This window comes from Pseudomonas sichuanensis (assembly GCF_024749065.1).
GTDB classification, from domain to species: Bacteria; Pseudomonadota; Gammaproteobacteria; order Pseudomonadales; family Pseudomonadaceae; genus Aquipseudomonas; species Aquipseudomonas sichuanensis.
On record NZ_CP087185.1, the window covers coordinates 2374688 to 2399625 of the forward strand.

Annotated in this window: 22 protein-coding genes; 17 read left to right on the top strand and 5 right to left on the bottom strand. The window is 57.3% G+C overall.

The genetic code is table 11. The features are described from left to right. The first annotated feature begins 217 nt into the window (after window positions 1–217). Window positions 218–1624 carry a PAAR domain-containing protein gene (locus tag LOY51_RS11040; protein WP_258646164.1) on the top strand — a complete coding sequence of 469 codons (1407 nt, stop codon included), beginning with the start codon at window positions 218–220 and terminating at the stop codon, window positions 1622–1624. Next, complete coding sequence (locus LOY51_RS11045) at window positions 1621–2001, top strand: hypothetical protein (protein ID WP_258646166.1); 381 nt, start codon at window positions 1621–1623, stop codon at window positions 1999–2001. The genes LOY51_RS11040 and LOY51_RS11045 overlap by 4 nt, the downstream gene beginning before the upstream one ends. Before the next feature lie 511 nt (window positions 2002–2512). On the opposite strand, the gene LOY51_RS11050 is transcribed toward LOY51_RS11045, so the two are convergent. Next, window positions 2513–3121 (bottom strand): ATPase, encoded by a 609-nt coding sequence (locus LOY51_RS11050; protein WP_258646167.1) that lies wholly within the window; start codon window positions 3119–3121, stop codon window positions 2513–2515. A gap of 101 nt (window positions 3122–3222) precedes the next feature. Beyond that, window positions 3223–4131, bottom strand: a complete 909-nt coding sequence (locus LOY51_RS11055; RefSeq protein ID WP_125463671.1) for a LysR family transcriptional regulator — start codon at window positions 4129–4131, stop codon at window positions 3223–3225. A gap of 375 nt (window positions 4132–4506) precedes the next feature. On the opposite strand from LOY51_RS11055, the gene katG reads away from it, so the two are divergent. Then, window positions 4507–6735, top strand: coding sequence for a catalase/peroxidase HPI (gene katG / locus LOY51_RS11060; RefSeq protein WP_258646170.1), 2229 nt, complete (start codon window positions 4507–4509; stop codon window positions 6733–6735). 68 nt (window positions 6736–6803) lie between these two features. Here the strand turns inward: katG and LOY51_RS11065 are convergent, their stop codons facing one another. The 3 genes from LOY51_RS11065 to LOY51_RS11075 form a co-directional block, all read right to left on the bottom strand. Continuing rightward, complete coding sequence (locus LOY51_RS11065) at window positions 6804–7553, bottom strand: hypothetical protein (RefSeq protein WP_125463674.1); 750 nt, start codon at window positions 7551–7553, stop codon at window positions 6804–6806. A 64-nt stretch (window positions 7554–7617) separates the two neighbouring features. Next, complete coding sequence (locus tag LOY51_RS11070; RefSeq protein WP_125463675.1) at window positions 7618–8316, bottom strand: hypothetical protein; 699 nt, start codon at window positions 8314–8316, stop codon at window positions 7618–7620. A gap of 109 nt (window positions 8317–8425) precedes the next feature. Then, window positions 8426–9766: an MFS transporter gene (locus LOY51_RS11075; protein ID WP_258646171.1), complete on the bottom strand. Its 1341-nt coding sequence runs from the start codon at window positions 9764–9766 to the stop codon at window positions 8426–8428. Between the two features lie 656 nt (window positions 9767–10422). On the opposite strand from LOY51_RS11075, the gene LOY51_RS11080 reads away from it, so the two are divergent. The 14 genes from LOY51_RS11080 to LOY51_RS11140 all read left to right on the top strand — a co-directional run bounded on the left by LOY51_RS11080 (window position 10423) and on the right by LOY51_RS11140 (window position 24795). Next, complete coding sequence (locus LOY51_RS11080; RefSeq protein WP_125462404.1) at window positions 10423–10941, top strand: Hcp family type VI secretion system effector; 519 nt, start codon at window positions 10423–10425, stop codon at window positions 10939–10941. An 84-nt stretch (window positions 10942–11025) separates the two neighbouring features. Then, the gene (locus tag LOY51_RS11085; RefSeq protein WP_258646172.1) at window positions 11026–13971 is read left to right on the top strand and encodes a type VI secretion system Vgr family protein; all 2946 of its coding nucleotides are present in this window, start codon (window positions 11026–11028) and stop codon (window positions 13969–13971) included. Beyond that, a complete protein-coding gene (locus LOY51_RS11090) occupies window positions 13968–18572 on the top strand; it encodes an RHS repeat-associated core domain-containing protein (RefSeq protein ID WP_258646173.1) in 4605 nt (1534 codons plus the stop codon). Before LOY51_RS11085 ends, LOY51_RS11090 begins: the two co-directional genes overlap by 4 nt. Before the next feature lie 15 nt (window positions 18573–18587). Then, entirely contained in the window at window positions 18588–19091 is a 504-nt protein-coding gene (locus tag LOY51_RS11095; protein WP_258646174.1) for a DUF4265 domain-containing protein, read from the top strand. 501 nt (window positions 19092–19592) lie between these two features. After that, entirely contained in the window at window positions 19593–19967 is a 375-nt protein-coding gene (locus LOY51_RS11100) for a hypothetical protein (protein ID WP_258646175.1), read from the top strand. Between the two features lie 36 nt (window positions 19968–20003). Next, on the top strand, window positions 20004–20387 hold the full coding sequence (locus tag LOY51_RS11105; RefSeq protein WP_258646176.1) for a hypothetical protein: 384 nt from the start codon (window positions 20004–20006) through the stop codon (window positions 20385–20387). A 159-nt stretch (window positions 20388–20546) separates the two neighbouring features. Beyond that, window positions 20547–20792: a YxzC family protein gene (locus LOY51_RS11110; RefSeq protein ID WP_258646177.1), complete on the top strand. Its 246-nt coding sequence runs from the start codon at window positions 20547–20549 to the stop codon at window positions 20790–20792. Between the two features lie 254 nt (window positions 20793–21046). Further along, window positions 21047–21304 carry a hypothetical protein gene (locus tag LOY51_RS11115; RefSeq protein ID WP_258646179.1) on the top strand — a complete coding sequence of 86 codons (258 nt, stop codon included), beginning with the start codon at window positions 21047–21049 and terminating at the stop codon, window positions 21302–21304. Window positions 21305–21362: 58 nt separating this feature from the next. Then, the gene (locus tag LOY51_RS11120) at window positions 21363–21869 is read left to right on the top strand and encodes a hypothetical protein (RefSeq protein WP_258646181.1); all 507 of its coding nucleotides are present in this window, start codon (window positions 21363–21365) and stop codon (window positions 21867–21869) included. 184 nt (window positions 21870–22053) lie between these two features. Further along, the gene (locus tag LOY51_RS27120; protein ID WP_374046923.1) at window positions 22054–22443 is read left to right on the top strand and encodes an Imm50 family immunity protein; all 390 of its coding nucleotides are present in this window, start codon (window positions 22054–22056) and stop codon (window positions 22441–22443) included. Window positions 22444–22776: 333 nt separating this feature from the next. Then, on the top strand, window positions 22777–23214 hold the full coding sequence (locus tag LOY51_RS11125) for a hypothetical protein (protein WP_258646184.1): 438 nt from the start codon (window positions 22777–22779) through the stop codon (window positions 23212–23214). A 161-nt stretch (window positions 23215–23375) separates the two neighbouring features. Beyond that, on the top strand, window positions 23376–23750 hold the full coding sequence (locus LOY51_RS11130; RefSeq protein WP_258646186.1) for a hypothetical protein: 375 nt from the start codon (window positions 23376–23378) through the stop codon (window positions 23748–23750). Between the two features lie 36 nt (window positions 23751–23786). Continuing rightward, window positions 23787–24170, top strand: a complete 384-nt coding sequence (locus LOY51_RS11135) for a hypothetical protein (protein ID WP_258646187.1) — start codon at window positions 23787–23789, stop codon at window positions 24168–24170. A gap of 163 nt (window positions 24171–24333) precedes the next feature. Then, a complete protein-coding gene (locus LOY51_RS11140; RefSeq protein WP_258646189.1) occupies window positions 24334–24795 on the top strand; it encodes a hypothetical protein in 462 nt (153 codons plus the stop codon). Window positions 24796–24938: the final 143 nt, after the last annotated feature.

Here is a 24938-nt window from a genome sequence, read left to right on the forward strand (position 1 = left end):
GGCCAGGGGCCTAGACCTCAGATCAATACCGAGTCGTCAGCGGTTTGAATGAGCAGGCCCCTAAGCTGCTGGTATGCACTACTTGAGATCGCATCCAGTGATATTTGCCATCCAAGTCTCTAAGTTTCGTAGGACCTTTCTCAAGCTAATCGGCGGCCGAGAATAGACCACTTCATGTTGCTAGCGTGCGGGCTTTCATTCCCAAGGAAGCAGCACCATGAGTCAGCGCATGAACATCTTCGGCAAAGGCCAGGGGCTGGATGGAGACCTCACCAGCACCGGCGCCACTTGCCTTGCCACCCAAGCCCGGGGCACCACCTATGGTCGCCGTTGGCTGCTCGAAGGCGACAAAACTACCCCCTGCCCACGGTGCGGCAAGGAAGGCAAGATCATCGACGGCGAATCACGCTGGTGTCAGGATGGCATCCCCGCCGCAGTCGACGGCACCCCAGTGGAATGTGGGTGTACGCCAGGCAGTAATCATGTCCTCGCCCCCTTGAACCAAAGGGTTGCTGCACATACAGCCCCGTCACCACAAACCGTTGCAGCCAGCCCGTACATGGCGTCCGCGTACCAGCCTCGACACCCCCTGAGTAACGTGGCGGCCCATGCTGTCTCAACGGTTCCTGATGGGCTGGAGCCCGGCTTTCATATCGTGCAGCACGGCACTTCGTTCCCTCAATTGCTCATGAAGCTGTTCGACAAGCATGGGTCAGTGCCCGTGGCCCGTCTGCAGCGGTTGAATCCGACCTTCAATCAAGGTTTCAAAGCGGGCGAGATATTCGTGATCGGCGACCCGAGTAACGGGCATGCCTGTACCCGCGAAGAGGCCCATTTGATGGCAGCGGCCGAGCGGGCACGGGAGGCATTGGCCGATGTGGGCCATGACCAAGCGAACTTCATGATGCGCAATCATGCTGAGATCGCAAGCTTGCTCAGTGATGTGAGCCTATCGATGGGCGTTGCTCAAGCGATGATGACCAAGTCGCTTGAAGAATTGCAAGTCACCTTGCGTTACATAGAAAAGCTGCATCAACAGCAGTTTCTCGCTCACGGCCATTTGAAAAGTCCGGAGTTTTTCAATCAGCGCAAAAAACTCTTCCAGCAACTGGACGCGCAGCTGAAGATGAGCTTCCTTAACAAACATATGGATTTGGGCAGCCATGAAACCCTGCGGCGAGGCTTGGGCATATCCAGCAAAAGCCTGATTCATCACTGGAACAAAGCGGGTGCGCCAGGGGCTATTCCAGGGTACGCCACGCACCTGGATAAACTGGCGAGACTGTCTCATTACCTGAAAAATGGAGGGCGTGCGGGTATTGTGATTGGCGGAGCATCATCTTTTCTGAAAATCAAGGAGGCCTGTCGTGCGAATGAGACAGAGGCCTGCAAAAAAATTCGTTTTACTGAGGCGGGGAGTTTTGCGGTCGGCCTCAGCGGAGGGGTGTTGGGCGGAATGCTCGGAAAGGGTGGTGCTCTGTTAGTCTGCCTGGGCTTAGGGCCAGTCAGTGCCACTGCGTGCAGTCTCGTGATGGTTGGCGCCGGCTCGCTGGCAGGTAGCATGGGTGGAATGAAAGGAGGGGAGATGCTTGGTGAGGTTATCTACGAGTACATAGAAGAATGAGTGAGTTTTGGCGTAGCGGTTGGGGTATGGCGCTCATGATCACACCGCTTTTGATTGGGCTCTCGGGCGCGGCCCTGCATGCCCAGTTGGCATGTTCGCGTGATTTCCAGACACTCCTTAGATCGCTGGAGAAAAGTCCCGGAGTTCCATGGCTAGTAAACTTATGGGGGCGCAACGGATTTTATTCTCGTATGTCGTTAGTGTGTGGCATAGCTGGCATGATTTTCTGCCCTGATCACTGCATCAGAAAAGGAGCGCTGGATATCACCGACTATGAAAAGTTTCCGCGGCGGCTCAAGAAACGTCTGAATATAGCTTCAACCCTGCTTATCGTTGGATTCTCGTGGTTCATGTTGGTGGTCGTGCTGATGGAGTGAGCGAAAGCAATCATGACAACTTAACGCGGGTATGGGACTGTCAGTTTTCTGTGTTAGGGCCGACAATGAGGCCGGCAACGCCCACGCTGAAATTGTGTCGAGCCAACAAGGCGGCTCCGGTGATGGCACAGGAGAGACTGGCCCGAAACAAACTGTGGGAGCGGGTTTACCCGCGAAGCGCCGCGCGGGCGGCGCTCGATCTTATAGGCGCTGCAAAAACACCGGCAGGCACCTGGTAGCCCTCACCCAGTCTCCCGTCATGCACTTGGTGGCCATTACCGAATCCTGATTACTCAGGGCCAGCGGTGTGGTGCCCAAGGGCCTGTCTTGAAATCGCATGTGGGCTACCAGGTGCAGGGCGACAGATCTGCAGCGCCCTCAAGATCGAGCGCCGCCCGCGCGGCGCATCGCTGGCAAGCCAGCTCCCACATCTGTTTCGGGCCAATTATGACTGTGAAAGTACCGCTGTCCGCCCTGGCGCATGGCTTGAGACGGGTAGTGGCTGACCAGATCACACCGCCCCGCGCAACAACACCTTGAGCGATGCATGGAATTGGCGCAACGCATCGGCCTGCACCGTCTGTTCCTCATCCAGCTGACGCACCAGCTCGACCCCCTCGACCGGCTTGCGTGCCACCCCTTCGGCACGGCCGATATAAGTCAGCTGACCATCGAAAAAACGTGCCGCCACGCTGGCCTGGATTGCCTCGTCCCCCGCACTTGCCAGCTTGCTGCGGGCCTCCAGCAGCACGATCACATCCGGGCGATCGGCCAGCAGGGTATCGAGGTCCTCATAAAAGGTGACTTCGGCAAATTCCTGGGCCAAGGACTGCGCCAACCATGCATAAGCCTGGTTGCCGCCCAGGGTCGCCACCGGCGTGCTCCTGGCAGTGCCGGGGGTGGCCTGGTCGCGGTGGCGTTGCAGGTAGTCGAGCGTTGCGGCGGCGTTGCGCCCGAGCAGGACGGCCACGTGCTGGCCGTGGCCAAGGGTGACGCTGGACAGCTCGGTGGCTGAATAAAAATGCCCATAGGGTTGCGCGCCGGGCTGGTTGGCTGGGCTGGCACAACCGGTGAGGGTGGCGAGCAGGGCGAGCAGGGCTGCGATCATGCCGGTTTTCATGGGAGAGGCCTTGTCGATGTGCGAATGGGGCCATTCTCCCGGCGGCCTGCCATCAGCGGAACTTGATGGCAAGCATGGTGGCTATCGACGAAGTTGATGGTTCAGCCTGGGCGGCCCATGAACTGCAGGATCCGCTCACGCAGCCAGCGCTCGGCCGGGTCGTTGTCGTGGGCGCTGCTCCAGGCCATCGACAGTTCGGCCTCGCTGATCTCGAACGGCGCCGGGTCGGCGCGCAGCCTGCCGTCGTCGGCCAGGGCGCAGGCCGCGTAGTCAGGCACCGTGGCGATCATCTCGGTGTTGCGCAGCAGCGCGCGCAGGCTGCCGAACTGCGGTACCGCCAGCACCACCTTGCGGCAGCGGCCGATGCGCGCCAGGTCCAGGTCGATGTTGCCGCTCATGTCGCCGGAGAACGACACCATCACATGGGGGCGCGCGCAATATTCGTCCAAGGTCAGGGGGCCGGGGCGATCGTCGGCACGCAGCACCCGCACGCCGATATCGCGCAGTTTGCGGCGCTTGGCGTTGGCCGGCAGGTCGGTGGTGTAGCTGACCCCCACCGAAATCTCGCCCGAGGCCAGCAGGCCCGGCATCAGCAGGAAGTTGGCCCGGCGCACCACCACGCTGATCTGCGGCGCCTCCTCGCGCAGCGCTTCGAGCAAGGCCGGGAACAGGCCGAACTCGGCGTCGTCCGACAGCCCCAGACGGAACACGTTGCAGCTGTTGGCCGGGTCGAACGCCTTGGCACGGCTGATCGCCGCCGAGATCACGTCCATCGCCGGGCCCAGTTCATTGAAGATCTGCATGGCCCGTGGCGTGGGCTCCATGGCTCGGCCATTGCGAATCAGCAATTGATCGTCGAACAGGTCGCGCAGGCGAGCGAGGGCGGCGCTGACGGTGGGCTGGGTGATGAACAGCTTTTCGCCGACGCGGGTGAGGTTGCGTTCGATCATCAATGCCTCGAACACCACCAACAGGTTCATGTCGACGCGGCGCAGGTCGTTGCGATTCATTCGGAGGGCCTTGGGCGCGGGGAAATGGCAGATTCAAGCACAGTTCGTGCCGCTTGGCATGCGCCGATTTGCCCCGCCATCGGCCCTGACAGAGCCACGCTATCAGCCCTCAATAGCGCTTCTATTAGACCTCTGCCCAAGCTCGGCTAGTCTTTCCCGTGGCCCCGCGAAAAGCCGTCGCGGCGGGTGCCCGCGTGGCCGCCGGCAACCCCCTTGCCAGCGCCGTCACGCCACCCCGCGAGCCCATGTCGGCGCAGACCGACCACACCTGATGAGGGGTAGGCACGAGCCCTTGGCTCGGCTGATCGAACACCTGGCATTGCGTCTGGAAACGCGCCCGGAATCTGAAACGACCCGACCCAAAGGTAGAAGCAGATGTCGAACGAATCGAAATGCCCGTTCCATCAAACCGCTGGTGGCGGCACCAGCAACCGAGACTGGTGGCCTGACCAGCTCAATCTCAGGATCCTCCATCAACACTCGTCCAAGTCCAGCCCCGACCCGGACTTCGACTACGCCAAGGCGTTCAAGAGCCTCGACTTCCAGGCCCTGAAAAGGGACCTGACCGCCTTGATGACCGACTCCCAGGACTGGTGGCCCGCCGACTTCGGCCACTATGGCCCGCTGTTCATCCGCATGGCCTGGCACAGCGCCGGCACCTACCGCATCGGCGATGGCCGCGGTGGCGCCGGCTCCGGCCAGCAACGCTTCGCCCCGCTCAACAGCTGGCCGGACAACGTCAGCCTGGACAAGGCCCGGCGCCTGCTGTGGCCGATCAAGCAGAAGTACGGCAACAAGATCTCCTGGGCCGACCTGATCGTGCTCACCGGCAACGTCGCCCTGGAATCCATGGGCTTTAAAACCTTCGGCTTCTCCGGCGGGCGCGCCGATGTGTGGGAGCCGGACGAAGACGTGTACTGGGGTTCGGAAAAGGTCTGGCTGGGGGGCGATACCCGCTATGGCAAGGAGCAGGTCAAGGCCCAGCCGCCAGGGCAGGGCGACCTGGTGGCGGAGCCGGCCAAGCATGGCGAGGAGCAGAATCGCGACCTGTCGGCCGAGCGCAACCTGGAAAACCCGCTGGCGGCTGTGCAGATGGGCCTGATCTACGTCAACCCGGAAGGCCCGGAAGGCAACCCCGACCCGGTCGCTTCGGGCAAGGATATCCGCGAGACCTTCGGCCGCATGGCCATGAATGACGAAGAGACCGTGGCGCTGATCGCCGGCGGCCACGCCTTCGGCAAAACCCACGGCGCCGGCCCTGCCGACAATGTCGGGCCTGAACCGGAAGCCGCCGGGCTGGAGCTGCAAGGCCTGGGCTGGAGCAACAAGTTCGGCACCGGCAAGGGCGGCGACACCATCACCAGCGGCCTGGAAGTGACCTGGACCTCCACCCCGACCCAGTGGAGCAACGAATACCTGAACAACCTGTTCAACTTCGACTGGGAACTGACCAAGAGCCCGGCCGGCGCCCACCAATGGCGACCGAAGGATGGCAAGGGCGCCAACACCGTGCCGGATGCCCACGACCCCGCCAAACGGCGCGCCCCCTCGATGCTCACCTCCGACCTGGCGTTGCGCTTCGACCCGATCTACGAACCCATCGCCCGGCGCTTCAAGGACAACCCCGATCAGCTCGCCGACGCCTTCGCCCGCGCCTGGTACAAACTGATCCACCGCGACATGGGCCCGCTGGCGCGCTACCTCGGCCCGGAGATGCCCAACGAAGAGCTGCTGTGGCAAGACCCGCTGCCCAAGGCCGGCCCTCAGCCCAGCAACGCTGATATCGCCGCGCTCAAGGCCAAGGTGCTGGCCTCGGGGCTGAGCGTTGGCGAGTTGGTGTCCGCTGCCTGGGCCTCGGCGTCGACCTTCCGTGGCTCGGACAAGCGCGGTGGCGCCAACGGTGCGCGCCTGCGCCTGGCACCGCAGAAGGACTGGAAGGCCAACCAGGGCCTGGACAAGGTGCTGACGGCGCTGGAGAAAATCCGCAGCGAGGGCGGCAACAAGATCTCCCTGGCCGACCTGATCGTGCTGGCCGGCAATGCGGCCGTGGAGAAAGCCTCCGGCATCAGCGTGCCGTTCCGCCCAGGGCGTGTGGATGCCTCGCAGGAGCAGACCGACGTCGAGTCGTTCGCCGTACTCGAACCGCTGGCCGATGGCTTCCGTAACTTCAGCAAGGACCGCTACAGCGTCAAGGCCGAGAAACTGCTGCTGGACAAGGCCCAGCTGCTGACCCTCACCGCGCCCGAACTGACCGTGCTGATTGGCGGCCTGCGCGTGCTCGGCGCCAACCATGGCGGCAGCAAGGACGGGGTGTTCACCGACAAGCCCGGGGTGCTGAGCAACGACTTCTTCCGCAACCTGCTGGACATGGGCGTGGAGTGGAAGCCGACCTCGGCGGACAACGAGCGCTTCGAAGGCCGTGATCGCAAGACCGGCCAGGTGAAGTGGACCGGTAGCCGGGTTGACCTGGTGTTCGGTTCCCACGCCCAGCTGCGCGCCTTGAGCGAGGTGTATGGCAGCAGCGATGGCCAGGACAAGTTCGTCAGGGACTTCGTCGCGGCCTGGTCCAAGGTGATGGAACTGGATCGTTTTGATTTGAAGTGACACTTCAATGCTCGGGGGCGCTTGGCGCCCCCGTTGCGGATCAACTCATCCATTGTGTCTCAATGTTATTAGGTCTCCAAGGATCTGCATGGCGTCACTTTCTGAGGTCCATTGGCAGGAAAGTGCCCAGCTATGTGCTGGCTGGCGAAGCTGAATAGCGCCATCTCCACATCGGCACATGTCCAGGTACCGGCCTTGCGAAGACCTGCATCGATGAATGTCTGAGGGTGGGGGCATGCCTCAAGGATGCGGTTGGCGATATAACGAAGTATTGCCGTCCACAGTGTGAAATCCGAGGGCCAGTGTTTCTGTTGTGCTGGTATCCCCCAGCGGTTGTTCAGGTTGTCGGCGCGCAGGCTCAACCAGGCATGCTGTTTTGAAGCGCAATCGCCTTCGCCGAATACTCGTACGATGCGGGTATCAATGGCACCGAATCGGTCAGGGTAAGCGAATCGCAGTAGTTTGCTCTGGTAGGTGGGGCCTATGCCTTTCAATGGCTTCATGCAGGCAATCAGCATTTCGGCGGGACTGTCCTTGGTCAGCGCGGCGCCTCCGGTGCTGCTGATTTCGCCGCTCACATTCCTCCAGCCGGGCAGTGAGCCCCATTGCGCAACACGGCGCACTTGATTGATGGACAACTGGTTGAACGCGACTGGGGCAAAGTCGAGTTCGAGCGCGAGAATCTCGGGGAAACCGCTGGAAAAGTTATCACTACCCCAGTTGTAAGCCACGTATAACGCTGGGAAATCATTGTTGTGGATGAAGTCGTCCAGCTCGATGCGCAAAGCGTCGGGTATGCCATGCAGTTCCTGGGGCATTGCTGTACTCCCTTGGTTCAGATGAAAGTTGCCAGCCGCTCGGGCTGAATGCCACGCAGATCGTTCAGCAAACCGCCAACGCCCATTTCTTGCGAGCTGGGGACAGTGGCGGGGCAACCTGTTGCAGATAATCGTCGGTCAACTCGAAGCGGTTCACCCTGCGGGTCTGGGAGCCGTCGTAGGACACACGTGAGAGCCAACGGTCATGCCCTCGGTTGATCCAGAGGTCCTCGAAGTGCTGGATTCGGGCATCGAAGAAGAAACAGAACTTCAGTTTGCGGGCTTTGTTGTAACTTTTACTGGGGAGATAGTTGATGAGTGTGGCGTACACATACGGCAGCAGCTTCGGGTCCAGGCCGACGTAGGCATAGACATTCAGCCGTTTGGCTTCTTCGAGTACGGTTATGAATTCGGCAAAGTCCAGAAAAGGCACCAACTCGGTGAGCTTGTTCCAGTAATGGTCCAAATGGGTCTGTGCAAACTCGCGATTGAGGCGTACCTGCTCGGGGTCGACTCGCGAGGGAGGCTTGCCCAAGTAGGGACGGGCGTTGGGTTGTTTGGTCGGGCAGTTCTGATCGGCGACATGATAGAAATGCCCATCGGCATGGTTATGCCCGGCCCGCGCATCCATCCGCCCCTTGCACACAGGGCACCTGCCACCCAGGTAATCGTTGGGGCGCTGGTAGCCCTGGTCGGCCGCGAGCTGGACATACTCATGATGGTTGATCATTTCATTGCGCAACGGATGAAGCACGTCGTACATGGTGGCACCTGGATATCGGAAAGATTGGATCCTATCTCAAGGGCCTTGATCGACACCATCTTCGAATGACGCCAGGTAGCCCTGTCCTCCAGCTCACCAGGGCTTGGTTTCAGAGCGTGGCTTGATGGTCATGCGCAGAGGGCGTTGGCGACTCTTGTGGGTCATGCAGCGAGATGCGCGACGTCTCCGGCAGCGCCGACCCACCGATCAACGCCAACATTGCAATCGCCACCAGATAGAAGGCTGGCGCCAAGCGACTGCCACTCTGCTCGATCAACCAGGTCGCCACCAGCGGCGCCGTGCCGCCGAACAAGGTGTAGGCGACGTTGTAGGTGATCGCCGAGGCGGTGTAGCGGCTGCGGGTGGGGAAGCATTCGGACAGCAGCGCAGCGGTAACCACGCCGCTCATCAGCGCGCCCACGGCGAGCAGGATCACCCCCAGCAAGGCCCCCGACATCGAGCCGGAACTGGCCAGCCAGTAGGCCGGAAACACGGCCACCATCACCCAGATGCAGGTAAAGCCGATGGTACGCCGGCGCCCGACCCGGTCACAGAAAGCCCCGGCCAGCGGGCAGCCGACGGCGGCGAACAGCAGGGCAACGGTAGTCACCAGCAGCGCCTGGGCACGGCTGAGCTGGCCGACGGTCTGCAGGTAAGTGGCGAAGTAGGTGGTGAACATGTAGAACGACAGCGCCGTCAGCGAGATGAACGCACCCAGGTTGCGGATGGTGCGGCCATGGTGGCGCAGGGTGTCGCCCAGCGGCGAGTGACTGTGTTGCTTGCCCTCGGCCATGGCCTGGCGGAATGCCGGGGTTTCCTCCATGCGCCAGCGCAGGTACAAGCCCACCAGCCCCAACGGCGCGGCAATCAGGAAGGGCACCCGCCAACCCCAGCTGTTCATCGCCTCGGCCGACAGGCTGGCCTCCAGGCCATAGGCGATCAGCGCCGCGCAGGCAAAGGCGGAGAAGGTCGAGACTGGCACGAAACTGCCGTAGAACGCTCGCTTGTCCTGCGGCGAGTGTTCCATCAGGTATGCGCAGGCGCCTGCGTATTCGCCCCCGGCGGAGAAGCCCTGCAGGCAGCGAGCAAGCGTGAGCAGGGCCGGAGCCAACACGCCGATGCTGGCGTAGGTCGGCAACAACCCGATCAGGGTGGTGGAGCCGGCCATCAGCAGGATGGTCAGCGACAGGATGCGTTTGCGCCCCAGGCGATCGCCGAGGGCCCCGAACACGATGCCGCCCAGCGGGCGCAGGGCGAAGGCCACGGCGAACACGGCGAAGGTCTTGAGCAGGGCGATGCTGGGGTCTTGGCTGGCGAAGAACTGGGTGGCGATCAGTGTGGCGAGAAACCCGTACACGGCGAAGTCGAACCATTCGACGAAGTTGCCGATGGCCGAGGCGGCGATCACCCGGCGCAGGGTGGCGGGCGGGACCTCATGGGGGATGGACATGGATGTGCTCTCCGATGGTCTTGGCAGCCTGGGCTAATGCGGCGCAGTCGGGTGCGCCGTCGTTGTTGTCAGGCCAGTAGACAAGGGGTGTGCACGGGGTGCTGCTTTGAGGGCGACATTGGGATATCTGTTTTGACCGCAGTGCCTGGGGGCGGCGGTTCGATTGCCTGCCGTGAACCTGGGTTGGGATTGCATGGGGGCCATTGCGGTGTTTATTCGGCCCTGTCATTTGTAGGTTTTTTGCAGCTTCGTTGTCAGAACAATCCTTCTTTTTGACTGGGAAGCGCCTGACTCCTTCCTCTAGTACCGCTTCGGTATCGTTTCTCCCTCGGCGACTCGGCATATTTGACCTCAGGTTCAACTGCGCAAGAAGTTGCGCACTTGGTCAGTCAAAAAATGCCATCTGAAGCGCTGCAGCCCTTACGGCACGGGCTCTTCAGCCAAGTGCGCAACTTTTTGCCAGCACTGCGCAAGAAGTTGCGCAACTTTTGAATGTCGATCGCTGAAAAACCCATCCAAACGAATGGCATTGTCATGTAAAACATTGATTTATATAAATAAAAATTCACTGGCGCAGATTTTGTATGGATGCGCATCCCCCGTTCGGCAACTTTCTGCCATCGGGTGACTTTCTCAACGCATGGAGAGCAACACGCATGGCAACTCCCGCCTACATGTCCGTCACTGGCGAAAAACAAGGCCTGATCACCGCTGGCGCGTTCACCGCCGACTCGGTGGGCAACACCTACCAGGAAGGCCACGAAGACCAGGTGATGGTCCAGGGCTTCGAGCACGAAGTGATCATCCCGCGTGACCCGCAGTCCGGCCAGCCGACCGGTCAGCGCGTGCACAAACCAGTCAAAATCACCAAGGTCTTCGACAAGGCTTCGCCGCTGCTGCTGGCTGCCCTGACCTCGGGCGAGCGCATGACCAAGATCGAGATCAAGTGGTACCGCACCTCGGCCCAGGGCACTCAGGAGCACTACTACACCACCGTCCTGGAAGACGCGATCATCGTCGACATCAAGGACTACATGCACAACTGCCAGGACCCGAGCAACGCTCACTTCACCCACCTGGAAGACGTGCACTTCACCTACCGCAAGATCACCTGGACCCACGAAGTGTCCGGTACTTCCGGTTCCGACGACTGGCGCGCGCCGGTCGCAGGCTAAGCCTGGACCCACCGCAGCCCGCCGCGTTCGCGCAGCGGGCTGCGGTCGTTTTGCCACCGAATTTTCGCAACATGAGGGACAAGGATGTTTGCCGCCGCGAACCAGACCCACTTCAGCTTGCACATCGATGGCCTGGAGCATGACTTCCAGGTCCTCGCCTTCGACGGCACGGAAGCCATCAGCCAACCCTACGCCATCGACCTGGAGCTGGTCAGCGAGCACCCCTCGCTGAACCTGGAGAGCCTGCTGCACAAGCCCGCGTTCCTTCAGCTCGGCGACGATGGTCGAGGCCTGCATGGCCTGATCTACCGCGCCGCGCAAGGCGAGGCAGGCAAGCGCCTGACCCGCTACCAGGTCACGCTGCGCCCGCAGCTGGCGTACCTGGCCCACCGCATCAACCAGCGCATGTTCCAGCACAAGACCGTGCAGGCAATCATCGCCCAGGTGCTCGAGGAGCATGGCATCCTCGCCAACGCCTACCAATTCCAGTTGGGCGCGACGTACCCCGAGCGCGAGTACTGCGTGCAGTACGACGAGTCCAACCTGCAGTTCATCCAGCGGTTGTGTGAAGAAGAAGGCATCCACTACCACTTCCGCCACAGCGCCGAGGGCCACCAACTGGTGTTCGGTGACGACCAGACCGTGTTCCGCAAGCTGGCCCCGGTGGCCTACCAGCAGGATGCCGGGCTGGTGGCCGACACGCCGATGATCAAGCGCTTCGGCCTGCGCGTGGAAACCCGCACCAGCAGCGTCACCCGCCGCGATTACGACTTCAAGAAGCCGCTGATCCAGCTCGAAGGCGCCGCCGACAGCCTCGACGAACCGGCCCTGGAAGACTACGACTACCCCGGCCGCTTCCTCGACCGTCCGCGCGGCAAGCACCTGGCCAACCGCGCCCTGGAACGCCACCGCAGCGACTACCAGCAGGCCAGCGGCGACAGCGACCAGCCGCTGCTCGCCAGCGGGCACTTCCTGACCCTGGCCAGCCACCCCAACGCCCAGTGGAATGACCTGTGGCTGCTCACCGACGTGCGCCACCAGGGCCGCCAACCGCAGGTACTGGAAGAAGCCATCACCAGCGACGTCGATGCCAAGTACGACGGTTTCCAGCAGGGCTACCGCAACTTCTTCGTGGTGACCCCGTGGCAGCAACCGTTCCGCCCGCCGCTGCTGCATCCCAAGCCCAAGGTGCTCGGCACCCAGCGCGCCGTGGTCAGCGGCCCGGCCGGCGAAGAGATCTACTGCGACGAGTACGGCCGCATCAAGGTGCAGTTCTTCTGGGACCGCGAAGGCCAGGCTGACGACAAGTCCAGCGTGTGGATGCGCGTGGCCAGCAGTTGGGCCGGGCAGGGCATCGCCGGGCTGCAATTGCCGCGAGTGGGCATGGAGGTATTGGTCAGCTTCCTCGAAGGCGACCCCGACCAACCGCTGGTGACCGGCTGCCTGTACCACGGCGTGAACATGCCGCACTACAAGCTGCCCGATCTGAAAACCCTGGCCACCATCAAGAGCAAGGAATACAAGGGCAGCCGCGGCAACGAACTGCGCATCGACGACACCACCAGCGAAATCAGCATCGCCCTGCGCAGCGACCACGGCGCCAGTGCGCTGAACCTCGGTTACCTCACCCACCCGCGCCCCTCCGGCGGCGCCCCGCGTGGTGAAGGTTTCGAACTGCGCACCGACCGCCATGGCGCCATCCGCGCTGCCGGCGGCCTGCTGCTCACCACCGAGCCCCGCGCCAACGAAGCCAAGCACCACAAGGACCTGCCCGAAACCGCCGAACGCCTGGCTACCGCCAGCGACCAGCAGGACAGCCTCGCCGAACTGGCCAAGCAGATGCAGGCCCAGGAACCGGGCGACCAGGACACCGTGGCCAAGGACCTGCACAAGCAGCACCAAGGCATCCTCGGCAGCGGCCCGGGAGACCTGACGAAAAACGAATTCGCCGAATTCACCCAACCGCACCTGGTGGTGTCGAGCCCCGCCGGCATCGCCCTGACCACCCCCGGCCCCAACCACCTCACCAGCGGCAGCCACCTGGCCCTGAGCAGCACCGGCCATACCAGCATGTCCGTCGGCAAACGCCTGCTGGCCAGCGCCAGCCAGGGCATGCGTTTCTTCGTGCAGAGCCTGGGCTGGAAGCTGGTCACGGCCTCCGGCGACATCGACATCCGCGCCCTGAAGGACAGCATCAACCTGCTGGCCAAGCTCGACATCACCGTCAACGCCGACCGCATCCTGCTCAAGGCCAAGACCGAGCTGGTGGTGCAGGGCGGCGGCAGCGCCACTACTTACAACGCCGGTGGCATCACCCACGTCACCAGCGCCAACTACACCGCCAAGGCCGCGCAGTTCGCCCATATCGGCGCGGCGAGCATGGCCGGCACCTTCCCCGAACCACCCAAGCCGGGCAAGGGCGCGCTGGAGCTGTTCAACCTGTACGCCAACACCAAAGGCATCAAGGCTGGCGACTACGAAGTCACCGATGCCCTGGGCACGGTGCTCAAGGGCACGCTGGACGGGCAGGGGTTCAAGGCCGTGTCCGGTGCCGCGCCGGGGCCCGCCTGGGTCAACTTCGGCCGCGATCCCTCGCCACCCTGGGCGCCGAGCAGCTACATCGGCGAGGTCGAGTGGCCGGTTCAGGCCCCAGACCCCAACAGCCTGTCGAGCCAGCTGGAGTCGCTGGTCGAGAAGCTGCCGCTGCCCAAGGGCGAGGGCGGCCTGTTCGACAAGGCCAAGCAACTGGCCGGCAGCGGCATGGACGCGGCCAAGAGCGGCATGAGCCTGCTCAAGACCGGCCAGGGCGCCATGCAGACCACGCAACAGGTACAGGGCGCATTGAAAGGCGGCGTCGCCGGCCTGCCGCAGCTGGCCAGCACCGCCAGCTCGGCGCTGCCGGCCGCCTCCAGCGCCATGGCCAGCCTGCCAAGCCTGCCCAAGCTGCCGGCACTGCCCAAGCTCCCCGCTTTCAAGGCCCCGAGCCTGAACACCGTCACCGATCTTCTGCCAAGTGAACTGATGTCATGACCGCCGATACCTCTGAAAAATCACGTCCAGCCCAGGCGGCGGTCGTCCCCCTCGACCAGATCGGCATGGCCGACGTCAGCCGCGGCGCCGCCGTGTTCGATGCCTGGCTGCGCGAGATCAGCGGCGGGTACGTCAACCTCGAACGGCTCAAGGACACCGCCGAGGTGCTGCCGGTGATCGGCAACATCATCGCCCTGGTGGATGCGGTGGGCGATATCGTCAACCTGGCCTCGGCCAAGGAGCCCGACCCGTGGGATTGGGTGAGCCTAGGCATCAACCTGATTGGCGTGATCCCCGCCCCGCCGACCATGGCTGCCGCGCGCAAAGGGCTGCGGCCGATGCTGACCCTGGCCCGCCAAGAGCGCAAAGAGATCCTCGGCGACGCGCTGGTCGAGATCATCGTCGGCCACCTTAACGCCGACCTGCTCGGCGAGCTGGACAAGTTCCTCGCCGACGCCGAAGGCCAGCTCACCCCGATCCTCACCGAAGCTGCCAAGACCGGCGAAAAGCTGATCAACAACACCGCCGACGCCATCGACGCGATCATCCTCGGCAAGCTCGACAGCAAGGGCGACCTCGACAAGGCCGCGCAACTGGCGCAGAAGGTCAGCGAAACCTGGAAGTCCGACCCATCGGTGGCCTTCGAAAACGCCTTTGGCGCGCTGAGCAATGCCTATGCGGCGATGGGCAAGGGCGCGGCCAATACGCTGATGAGCAACGCCGTGCCCACTCGGGTGCAGCAGGAAGTGCTCACCTACACCAAGCAGTTCCGCACCCTTGGGCCGCAGATGAGCGGCAAGCTGCTGAGCCTGTCCAGTGCGGCCAACCCGAACTCGATCGAGAACATGCGGCGCATCCTGCACAACAGCAGTGTGATCTGGCATGCGCGCAATCCCAAGGGCAAGGACACGGTGGTCAAGCAGAACAAGACCACTGAAGCGAAGGTGCAGGGGGCCGAAGGGCGTACCGAGTCGATTACTACGCAAGTGCCTGCAACCGGCGCGCCGAGTTGCTGCAAGAACAAGGCGCCAGCTGGCACGCAGCTGCAGATTAACTTCGCCCTCGGCAGCGAAACGCTATCGCACACCGACTTCAGCTTGCCCGGTCCGTTCCCGGTCGAGTGGACGCGGACCTACAACTCACGATTGGACAAGCTGGATGACGGCAGCCTCGGCGCCCGCTGGCTCACCGAGTTCACCACCTGCATCGACGTGCTCGACCAAGGTGTGGTGTTCCACGACTACGATGGCCGTAGCCATGACTACCCGCTGCCTAAGCAGGGCAAGCCACACCATGATGCAGTCGAATACTTCACCCTGGTGCGTACCGCTGAGCAGCAATTGGTGCTGCTGCGTGGCTTGGACCGTCGCGAGACCTACGCCCGCCATGGTGACCGCTTCTACCTGACGCACATCCAGTTGCGCAGTGGCGCGGGGGCGATGCTGCACTACGAGCACCGCCATCACGACCGGCCGGTGCTGTCGGACATCAACACCTATCAGGACGACGACCCGACCAAGGTGCACCTGCAATTGGGCACCTTGCTCGATGACCATGGCCACCTCCAGGGACTGTGGCAGGTAGTCGATGGCAAGCCTTTACGTCAACTGTGCGCCTACCATTACGATGACCAGGGCGACCTGATCGCTGCACAGGATGAACACGGTGCCGCTTGGCGCTATCAGTACCAGCACCACTTGGTCACCCGCTACACCGACCGCACCAATCGTGGCATCAACCTCGAATGGGATGGCAGCGGCCCACACGCCAAGGCCATCCGCGAGTGGGCCGACGACGGCAGCTATGAGACGCGTCTGGAATGGGATGAGCGCATCCGCCTGACCTATGTCACCGACGCCCATGGCCAGGAGACCTGGCACTACTACGACCAGCAGGGTTACACCTACCGCATCAAGTACCCGGACGGTCGGGATGAATGGCTGTTCCGTGACGTGCGTAAGAATGTCATCCGCCACGTTCACCCAGATGGCAGCCAGGACCGCTACGTCTACGATGAGCGCAGCAACCTGCTCAAGCACATCCGTCCGGATCACAGCGTCGAGCATTACGCCTACGACGATCAGAACCAGTTGACCAAGATCAGCGACGCCGAAGGGGGGCTTTGGCTACGCGGCTATGACGAGCGCGGCAACCTGGTCGAAGCAGTCGATCCGCTGGGCAACAAGACCGAGTTCGCCTACACCTCGGCCGGGTTGGTCAAGGCGATCAAGGACGCGCTCGGTAACGAGAAGAAGGTTGCCTACAACGATGCCGGGCAGTTGCTCGAATACACCGACTGCTCCGGCAAGACGAGCCAGTGGACGTATAACGCCTTTGGCCAGTTGACCGAGTTCGCCGATGCAGCGGGTAACAAGACCGTCTACGAATACCAAACCGGGCAACTGGTCAAGGTTACCCACCCGGACAAGACCGAAGATCGCTTCGAGCGTGACGCTGAAGGCCGCCTGTTGGCGCATGTCGATGCCCTCGACCGCTGCACCACCTGGGCCTACAACGCTGCCGGCCTGCTGGCCGAGCGCGTCGATGCCGCAGAACATACCTTGCGCTACCGCTGGGACAAGCTCGGTCGCTTGATCGGGCTGGAAAACGAAAACGTAAGCAAGGCCAACTTCCTCTACGACCCAGTCGGCCGGCTGCTGCAAGAGACCGGTTTCGATGGTCTGGTCACCCGCTACCAGTACGACCCGTACAGTGGTCGGTTGGCGAGCACCCAGGTCGGTCAACGTCGTATCGACCTGACCTTCGACCGCATGGGCCGATTGCGCGAGCGTACCGCCCGCCTGGGCGATCAAAGCCAGCGCGAAACCTTCGCCTACGACGGCAATGGTCAACTGGTTCAGGCGGTGAACGCTGCCAGCAAGCTGCAATGGTTCTTCGACGAGGCGGGCAACCTGACCCGCGAGCACCAACACTACTTGGCCACCGGCACGCCGATGGTCGCGGTGTGGCAGCACGAGTACGACGCGCTCAACCAGCGCACCGCCACCATCCGCCCGGACGGTCACAAGGTCAGCTGGCTGACTTACGGCAGCGGCCACCTGCTCGGCATGACCCTCGACCAACACGAGATGCTGGCCTACGAGCGCGATGAATTGCACCGCGAAGTGGTGCGGCACCAGGGTAATAAGCTGATGCAGACCCAGGCCTGGGATCCGGCCGGGCGTTTGCAAGAGCAACTGCTGGGCAGCCATGACGGCCAGTCCACGTTGCTCAAGCGTCAGTACCGTTATGACGCTGCGGGGCAGTTGACCAATATCCATGACACTCGTCGTGGTCAGTTGGAGTATCAATACGATCCAGTCGGTCGCCTGTTGCAAGCGACCAGCCGCCTCGGCGTGGAAACCTTCGCCTTTGACCCGGCCGGTAACCTGCTGGATCAGAAAACCCAGGAACTGAACCGCCCGCTTGAAGCGGACCCGCGTCGCAACAAGCTGATGGACAACTTGCTGCGCGAGTATGCCGGGACCCATTACCGCTACGACGAACGCGGCAACCTGATCCACCGACTGCACAACGGCGCCCACGCCCACTTCACCTGGGACCTGTTCGACCGTCTGGCCAGCTACAACGACGACAAGCTCAAGGTCGACTACAGCTATGACGCCCTGGGCAGGCGCCTGCACAAGCATTCGGTGGCGCATTTCTGGGATCGACCGGAAGCGGGTACTGGCTGGAACCAGTTGGAAAGGGCCAAACGCCAACGCGAGTTGGGCTGCGGCTTTACCTTGTTCGGTTGGGATGGCGACACCCTGGCATGGGAAAGCTCACCGCCGCGAGATGAAGGCGATACTGGTCGCACCGTGCACTATCTGTACGAGCCGGGCAGCTTTGTTCCGGTCGCCCAAGCCCTGCGCAAGAGCCCGATCCGCCTGCACAAGCAACCGGACTGGAGCCAGCGCGAGTATGACTTCGATCAGGATACGTTGTGGCACACCGAGGTGAAGCCGCAGCCGTTCGAAGCGATCGCTTGGTACCAATGCGACCATCTCGGTACACCCATGGAACTGACCGATGAGCAGGGCAACATCGCTTGGGCGGGGCAGTACAAGGTGTGGGGTGAAGTCCGGGAAGAGCGCTCGGACTGGGCCAAACAGCACGGCTTGGGCAATCCGTTCCGTTTCCAGGGGCAATACCACGATCACGAGACGGGATTGCATTACAACCGATATCGCTACTATGAACCGGTTGCGGGACGTTTCATCAGCAAAGATCCTATCAGCTATGCGGGAGGATTGAATCTCTATATCTACGCTTCTAATCCGATTGAGTGGTATGACCCGCTCGGTTTGGCTAGGATCAGCAAAGGTGTCAAGACTAAGGTTGCCAATGAGAACCGTCAGCACCATGGCACGGAGAAGTGCGAGCATTGCTTAACAGATGTTGTTCCAGGTAAAAAGAGCCAGCGAGGAGTGACCCCACCTACCAATGAAAGGCAGTTCGATCATATCGAACCGGACTCCAAAGGTGGTGATAATGGCGAAGGTAATGTTCAAATTCTGTGCAGGAAGTGCAATCGCGATTTTTCGGATACGCCAAAAGATAATTTCAAATTAATGAACAGAATGGGCGTGCAGCGCTAAAATTTGGGGTGTCAAATGAATGCGTATGAAAAGCTAATTTTTAAACTGATCCCGGATGAGGACGGTTATCCTCCTGTCTCCACGGAGGCCATTTGGGGTGAGAGAGTTGGGGTAAATCAATATAAGGTGGATAACGTTCCTTATTATGTTTATGGTGTAAGTAAAGGGGATGTGGTCAAGGTTGAGAATATAAGCGGTGAGTATGTGGTAAGTGAGGTGGTCATACAGGGCGGGCACTCTACTCTCAGGGTTTATGTAGAAGAAAAACGCCGTAAATTAGAAGTTGTCCAGGCGATAGCCGAGCGGGGAGGGGTATGCTCTGTTAGCTCGGAGTTTTCACTATTCCCTGTTGATATTCCTCCCGAGGTGGACTTTAGGATTATTGATAAGTATCTCAATAGTATTGCGGATGATGAGTTCATTTCTTATGAAGATGCTTGTTTGCAGCACCTGGGAATAGATTCGAGCAGAGTTCTTGAATGTTTTGCTCTCTCTACGCTGACTAGCGCGACTCACTGAGTTTAGGCGAGTCATTTACGTCACCCGCGCTGAGGTCCAGAGCGAGAATGTTAGCCGAGGCGCGGAGGAGTTCGAGATCAAGCTGCGGACAACCAGCGCCTGTTTCGTGACCCTCGAACATTCCAAGGCTGTGGCCGGCAATATCATCGCCTTGGTGGGTGCACTGGGCGATGTCGGAAATCACTATATGAATGATCAGTTGATCATAATCCTTACTGAGAAGTTGTGGTTGGTTACAATGGATTTCTGATGAATTGAAAATTCATCGCTATGAGATAAAGCCTGTCTCGGGGTTAATTACCGGGGATAGCCTATTGCTGAGGGGTAAAGGGGAAATATTTATTGTTCATGGTCTGATCGAGTTCCCAAGAAATGCATCGAGCATACGAACCAGTGTGGCTTGAAATTAGAGTATGGGAAATAAATCTATCCCCCTTCTTGGGCACCTTTTTTAGCGTAACTCCAACGGGCACGTAGCCATCGAAAAATTATGGAGTAGGAATGGCTTCAAATGACGTGCAGAAGGTTCTTGATGAATACTATGGCTTTGATTACGGGGTATTGAAGGCGTTTGAGTATATTTTCTCGGATGATGACACCTGTTCTGTAAGGCTTGAGTTGTATGCGCGAAATTATAGTTTAGAAAATGATGTTTGGAGAAATGTAAAAATATTGGTTCGGGGCGTGAGTGAAGTGCGTGCGACAGTGATTCCGGTTGTTGTTAATTCGAAAGTTAAACTTGTAGACCTTGGAGGGGAATTGTGTCTGGAGGTGAATGGAGATTTTGGTCTTGACTCGATGTCTATTGAAAATATTCGGAGGTACAGTTTTTGCTATGTAATTGGGCGGTCGGTTGAAGTTGTGGAGTGTGTATAAGTGGTCTGAAGTAGTGTGGAAAGGTTTGAGGGTGATATGTTGTTCAAAGATGTTGTGAGTTTTTTTGATGGATGCCACGGTTTTCAGGGAGGACGCATAAGATCTTTTAGATATGAGAGCCAAAGCTCTGGTAGGTTGAATATTATAATTGGATTGGAAAGCCAATTTTTAAACGGCTTGCCTGGAAAGTGTAGGGTTGAATTAAAAATCTTCGATGCTTTGGAGGTTCGATCAGATTTTTTGGGCGGGCGCAGTAATGATATCGCCGAAAAGGTCATTTTTTCGCCCTCCGGAGTAGGAGGCTACTGCATAGCGTTTGGTTGTGATTTTTTGGACATTCCAATGACGCTGGATGCCATTAGACGGCGTAGTGATTGCTATGTTATTGGCAAGGCTGTTGAGGTGTTGGAGGTTAAATAGAAAAATTTGGGAAGGGACAGGAAACGGATTTTTACTCTAATCTCTGCTTAGGCGGGGCCAAAGGGCCACGGAGCTTGGGCGATATGGGCTGAAGAGCGCAGTCCGATTCAATAGGCTTTTTTTTGGCAAGAATGGAAAATATTTAGCTAGGAAGTAAAGGTGAGAGCTGAACCGACACGTACTGAGGTTATTGAGAAAATTTTAAGTCTACTTACCGGAGTGGTGCAAAGAAGAGAAGTTGCGGAGTGGGCTTTTGAGATCTTTGATGATGATCATCTAAAGATAAGTGACTCCGTGATCGAGTATCTGAAGATATTAGGGGCAGTCGATCTGCCCGCCAATGAACGGGAGTATCTGTATACTGAAGAGGATCTGGATAGATGGATTGTTGAACTCAGAAAATAAAGAAGAAGCACTGGCAGGAACACAAGGGCCAATCCGAGGCGCTCGCATGTTGCAGAATACAATCCCAGTACAGGTCAGGTACGAGTTTCAGAGGAGACCTATGATCATCAAGGTGGACTCAATGAGGTTGAACCCAAGATGCTCGATGGTGATGTTGTAAATGCCCCTCATTATTCATCAGCTAAGTCGGATAATGGTAAGGGATTGGCTACCCTAGATTGCAAGGAAATTAGATCGAGTTTTAGGTAGCGCTAATGAATGTTCTTGAGAACAAAATTGCATTTGTTGAGCAGTTGCTATTGGTCGCAAGAGAAAACCCTTACAGTCCTGAGCGTTGTGCTGATTGGGCGTTTAAAAGTGCTTTGGATTATCAGGCCTACAGGTATGGTGATCTAAAATTGGACGAAATAATAGATCTTATGCAAGGTATGAGTGCAGGAGAGGAGTTTTACTATTCTCAGAGCGAGCTGGTTCAAATGTTAGAGTCCTACTTGCATGAATTAAAGGTCTAAAGCATTGAAATTCGCTAATTCCCCAGTCATGCATGCCTCGGTTTTTTAAGAGGTTTCTATGAAGGCATCAAGAGATTTGGCGTCCATTAAGAGCGAACTTTTCAAAATATCAGGAAAAGGTGGCGCTAAAAAAATATTGGACGAGGCGAAAAAATTCGATGACTTGATTTCTCATTATGAAAACATTCCAGATTCCTGTTTTGGTCTTTGGCTCGACATTTTTTCTGATTCCGAGCTTTATAATAAGCAGGGTATGCATATATTTTTTCTGAATTTTCAAGTTTGTATGTATGCAATATCTGATAATCAAAAGGAAGGTGCGTTGCACGCCATAGTGGCTCACTATTCGAATTACAATAATTTAGAGACCTGCTGGCATGTTGGGGACTTGGTTGCTCGCTGCTACGAAACACAAAAAGCATTTGATTTTTTTAAAAATTTATTCCACACCTCTACTGCTCAGGGGCGAGAGGGTATTGCGCTTGGATTAGAAATTCTTGGGCGACAGGATAAAAGCACGAAATCAAAGAAAATGATTGAGCAAGTTCTCCGTGGTGACGGCTGAGTGCGCTACCCGCTTGGTCGAGGGAGCGAGACCCAGTCCTCCCTATCCTGGAACGGTAAGCTGATCCAAGCGATTACAACTACGATCATTTCAATATGCGGCCGGCTTATGAAAGAGGAGAGATTCTAAATGCTGGGTATGTGCGAGGATTTCATGGGTGCTATATTTTTCTTAAGGTATATTTATGTGGCTAAAGCATTCGTTGAATAAAGTTAAAGTTGATCATATGTTCGGTGGTGTTTTAAATATGGAGGGTGCCGAGCTGGTTGGGTTTAAATTTCATGACAGCTCTTCGGTGTATTTCTCGTTCTTGATTAAAGGGATTCCAGATAAGTGCCCCGATAAGTGGAAGGGTCAAGGGTATAATGCTATGAGTGTTACGTTGAATTTTGGAGGGGTGAAAAAGTTTAGGTCGAATTTGGTCAGGGTAAATTTTTGCTGCACTCCAAAAATTAATAGTTCACCTGGCAGTGCCTCTATTTCTATTGAGGAACTTGATGCGTCGATTTGTTGCGAATCTGAGTACGTGAGTGTAGAGGGGGTGACTCCATACATTGATATAAGGTGGAATTGAGTTGCGCGCAAAAAATATATTAAGGGGGCTACTGTTGGCTAGTTGATGGGGTGGGGGCTTTTGGGTTTGTTCTCTATTCGGGCGGAATCGAGATGAGTAGTGTTTGGGTGGTCTTGTATCAATTTCAGTGTTGATGAGAATTTTGAGGGTGGTGAGTTTTACGCGACGGCAACTGAAAAAAGATGAGTTTGAGCAGGCCTGAACGATAAAGTGGAACAGGTTTGTTTTTGCTCTAATCGAGTTGCCGGGAAATTTATCGGGCAGGCGAAGCAGGGCGGCTTGAAATTAGAGTGGGAAAAATATATTTGTCCCCTTTTCTAAGGTGTCGGCAATGTGACTTCAAAGATGACGACTCATAAGTTTTGTCATGCTGATGAACTATTGAGTGCTGCAGGTCGATTAGGGGTTAAAGCGCACCTAGTTGACGAGGTTATAGCAGAAAAATACACATCGTTTGTGTTGGAAAAATACAAGCCCTGGAAGAGGGCTGGGCACTTGAGTATTGGTGAGGGCACCGCTAAGTTGCCGACTGACGAAAACGAGTTTGTATTTTTCTCATCAGTTAAACCTGGGGCGGGCTGGATATTTTTTGAACAAAATGCATCAAATAAAAATGTTGTTGTGGTGGTTGATGATGTTAGGGATATATCAAGGTTGATGGAGGATAGTTATGGAATGGAGTACTTTGTGTCAAATGAAGATGGTGACTTTCTTATAGCAGTTAACTGGTATGTCATTGAGTATACAGATGGTGCGATAGCGGCCGATTGATGTGTTTTTGGTTGAGCTTGTACTTTAGGTGTTTAGTAAAATGGGGGCGGATTTATTTTACCTATTTTGATTGGTGGTAATAAATCCGTCCACTTTCTTTGTCGCCTTTTTTTGCGTAACTCCACCGGGCACGCAGCCATCGAAAAAATTATGGATTAGGTATGGCTTCAAATGACGTGCAGAAAGTTTTTGATGAGTACTATGGCTTTGATGATGGGGTGTTGAAAGCGTTTGAGTATGTTTTTTCGGATGATGGCGCCTGTTCTATAAGGCTTGAGTTGTATGCGCGAAATTATAATTTGGAAGGTAATGTTTGGAGGGGTGTAGAAATATGGGTTCGGGGTGTGAGCGAAGTGCGTTCGACAGTAATTCCGGTTGTTGTTAATTCGAAAGTTAAACTTGTAGACCTTGGAGAGGAGTTGTGTCTGGAGGTGAGTGGAGATTTTGGTCTTGACTCGATGTCTATTGAAAATATTCGGAGGTACAGTTTTTGCTATGTGGTTGGGCGGTCGGTTGAAGTTGTGGAGTGTGTATGAGTGGTGTGAGGTAGTGTGGAGAGGTTTGGGGGTGATATGTTGTTCAAAGATGTTTTGAGTTTTTTTGATGGGTGCCACGGTTTTCAGGGAGGACGCATAAGGTCTTTTAGATATGAGAGCCAAAGTTCTGGTAAGTTGAATATTATAATTGGCTTGGAAAGTCAATTTTTAAACGGCTTGGCTGGAAAGTGCAGGGTTGAATTAAAGATCTTCGATGCTTTGGAGGTTCGATCAGATTTTTTGGGCGGGCGCAGTAATGAGATCGCCGAAAAGGTCATGTATTCGCCCACTGGAGTAGGAGGCTACTGCATAGCGTTTGGTTGTGATTTTTTGGATATTCCGATAACGCTGGATGCCATTAGACGGCGTAGCGATTGCTATGTTATTGGCAAGGCTGTCGAGGTGTTGGAGGTTAAATAGAAGATTTGGAGAGGGGCAGGGGCGCATTTATTTGTTCACTCTAATCTCTGCTTAGACGGGGCCGAAGGGCCACGGAGCTTAGGCGATATCGACTGAAGAGCGCATTCCTACTCAATAGGCGATCTAACGAGGAGACTGATGGGCAATAGTCAGTTCGTGGACAATGAAAAAGAATAATGTATTTAGTTTGGACTCCGATATAGTTCCTGGCAGGTCGATTGGTGGGGTTTCCTTAGGTGATTGTGCAGAAGAGGTTTTTTATTGCATCGCTGATACCTTTGATGTGAGAATTTTCGAATTTGAGAATTTTGGTGTTAGGTTCGTGCACTATGAAGTAAGTGGAGGGGTAGTTTCATTTGTAGCCAAGGATGACGGAAAAATATCTTCCTTGTGGTGCAAGCCTCCATATAGCGGAAACTTTGATGGGCGGCTTTTTCCAGGAATAACTGCTGGGGAGCTAAAAAGTGTCTCCAAAAGGCAGGAGTTGGTAAATGGCTATTTGGTTGTGGATCGAAATTATCTGATTTACTACGGCATGCCAGATAACATTGACGATTTTAATCATTTCTCTGATTTGGATGATAATGTTGTTTTCGAAGAGTTATATGTTGGTGGGTTAAGGTAACGAAGCTACTGGAGTAGATTTATTTTGCTGCTCTGAACGAATTTTCGAAAAGCATCGAGCAGGCGAAGCTGGGAGAGAAGTCAGGCTTTAGGAGAACTAGGTTCTGTATGAAAACCTTTGAAACCTCACCGGAGCCTCTGGAG